Annotated in this window: 1 protein-coding gene; it reads left to right on the plus strand. The window is 75.2% G+C overall.

Going from position 1 to position 2,770, the window contains the following annotated elements:
* Positions 1-215: 215 nt before the first annotated feature.
* Positions 216-2,770 (plus strand): ABC transporter (locus ACFU99_RS39995; protein WP_384402575.1); only part of this gene is annotated, 2,555 nt, incomplete at its 3' end.

Consider the following 2,770-nt stretch of genomic DNA (forward strand, 5'->3'; position numbering starts at 1 on the left):
CGCCCGGCGCTCCACGTCCGGGCGGCGGCGCGTCTCGGGCGCGCTGCGCTACTGACCCGCGCGGCGCGGCACTGACCCGGGCGGCGCGGTACGGACCGGAGTGGCGCGCCGCTGACCCGGGCGGCGGGCCCGCCGGGCGTCCACGGGGCCTTCGCGCCTAGGATCGGCGAGCGAGAACAGCGAGAGCACAGCGCCGACCAGCGGAGACGACCTCGATGAACGACCCGGCAGACCCGCCGCCGACGCACCCGCGGCACGGCGGTGACGCCGCGCACGACCGGTACGACCCGTACGACGCCGCGCACGACCCGTACGTACGCGTCCGCGGCGCCCGTGAGCACAATCTGCGGGTCGTGGACGTCGACATCCCGCGCGACGCGCTCGTCGTCTTCACCGGAGTCTCCGGCTCCGGCAAGAGCTCGCTGGCCTTCGGCACCGTGTACGCGGAGGCCCAGCGCCGCTACTTCGAGTCCGTCGCCCCGTACGCGCGCCGCCTCATCCACCAGGTCGGCGCGCCCAAGGTCGAGGAGATCTCCGGGCTGCCGCCGGCCGTCGCCCTGGAACAGCGCCGCTCCGCGCCCACCTCCCGGTCCTCCGTCGGCACCGTCACCACCCTCTCCAACTCGCTGCGGATGCTCTACTCCCGCGCGGGCGACTACCCCGACGGCGCGCAGCGGCTCGACTCGGACGCCTTCTCGCCGAACACCGCCGCCGGGGCCTGCCCCGACTGCCACGGCCTCGGCCGCGTCCACGAGGTCACCGAGGACTCCCTCGTACCCGACGGGAGCCTCTCCATCCGCGAGGGCGCGATCGCCGCGTGGCCCGGCGCCTGGCAGGGCAAGAACCTGCGGGACATCCTCGCCGCGCTCGGCCACGACATCGACCGCCCCTGGCGCGAGCTGCCGCGGGCCGAACGGGACTGGATCCTGTTCACCGACGAGCAGCCCGTCGTCACCGTCCACCCCGTGCGCGACGCGGGCCGCATCCACCGCCCGTACCAGGGCACGTACATGAGCGCCCGGCGCTATGTGCTGCACACCTTCGCCGACTCCAAGAGCAGCACGCTGCGGACGCGCGTCCAGCGGTACCTGGTCAGCGGCGCGTGCCCCGGCTGCCGGGGGCGGCGGCTGCGGCCCGAGGCGCTCGACGTCACCTTCGCGGGCCGCGACATCGCCGACGTTGCGGCCCTGCCGCTGAGCGCGCTCGGCGACCTGTTGCGGCCCGCCGCCGCCACGGCCGACGAGAGCCCGGCCGCGCTGCTCGCCGCGGACCTCGTCGCCCGCGTCGAGGTGCTCACCGAACTCGGCCTCGGCTATCTGAGCACGGACCGGCCCACCCCCACCCTGTCCGCCGGGGAACTCCAGCGCCTCCGGCTCGCCACCCAGCTGCGCTCCGGGCTCTTCGGCGTCGTGTACGTGCTCGACGAGCCCTCCGCCGGGCTGCACCCCGCCGACAGCGCGGCCCTGCTCACCGTCCTGGACCGGCTCAAGGCCGCGGGGAACTCCCTCTTCGTCGTCGAGCACCACATGGACGTCGTACGCCGCGCCGACTGGATCGTGGACGTCGGGCCGCACGCCGGGGAACACGGCGGGCGGGTGCTCTACAGCGGCCCGGTCGCCGGGCTCGCCGACGTCGCCGAGTCGGCGACCCGGCGCTTCGTCTTCCCGGACCCCGACGCACCGTCCGCCGAACCCGTCCGCCGCACGCCCACGGGAACGGTGCGGCTGCACGGCGTCACCCGGCACAACCTGCGCGACCTCGACGCCGACATCCCGCTCGGCGTCTTCACCGCCGTCACCGGAGTCTCCGGCTCCGGCAAGTCGACGCTGATCAGCCAGGTCCTCGCGGACGCCGTCGCCGAGCACCTGGGCGGCGAGAGCACGGACGCCGCCGATTCGGGTGAGGAGACGGCCGCCGGAACGGACGGGCCGGGCGCCGGAGCCGACGGGCCGTACGAGGTGCGGGCCAAGGGGCTGGAGGCGATCGACCGGCTGGTGCGCGTGGACCAGAAGCCCATCGGGCGCACCCCGCGTTCCAACCTCGCCACCTACACCGGGCTCTTCGACGCCGTCCGCAAGGTGTTCGCCGCGACCGACGAGGCCCGAGCCCGCGGCTACACCGCCGGCCGGTTCTCCTTCAACGTGCCCGCCGGGCGCTGCGAGACCTGCCAGGGCGAGGGCTTCGTCGCCGTCGAACTCCTCTTCCTGCCCGGCACCTACGCCCCCTGCACCGCCTGCCACGGCGCGCGCTACAACCCCGAGACGCTGGATATCACCTACCGCGGCGCCACCATCGCCGACGTGCTCGGCATGACCGTCGATGCGGCGGCCGGCTTCCTCGCCGACGTGCCCGCCGCGCTGCGCGGCCTCGCCACCCTGCGCGACGTGGGCCTGGGCTATCTGCGGCTCGGCCAGCCCGCCACCGAGCTGTCCGGCGGCGAGGCGCAGCGCATCAAGCTCGCCGCCGAACTCCAGCGCACGCACCGCGGCCACACCCTGTACGTACTCGACGAGCCCACCACCGGGCTGCACCCCGCCGACACCGAACTGCTCCTGCGCCAGCTGCACGGGCTCGTGGACGCGGGCAACTCCGTCGTGGTCGTCGAGCACGACATGGCCGTCGTCGCCGGGGCCGACCGGGTCATCGACATGGGCCCCGGCGGCGGCGCGGCGGGAGGCCGCGTCGTCGCGGCCGGCGCCCCGGAGGAAGTCGCCCGTGCGGAAGGCAGCCTGACGGCCCGCTACCTGGTGGCGGCGCTGCCGGGGACGGG

This window comes from Streptomyces sp. NPDC057654, from assembly GCF_042800135.1.
Taxonomy (GTDB): domain Bacteria; phylum Actinomycetota; class Actinomycetes; order Streptomycetales; family Streptomycetaceae; genus Streptomyces.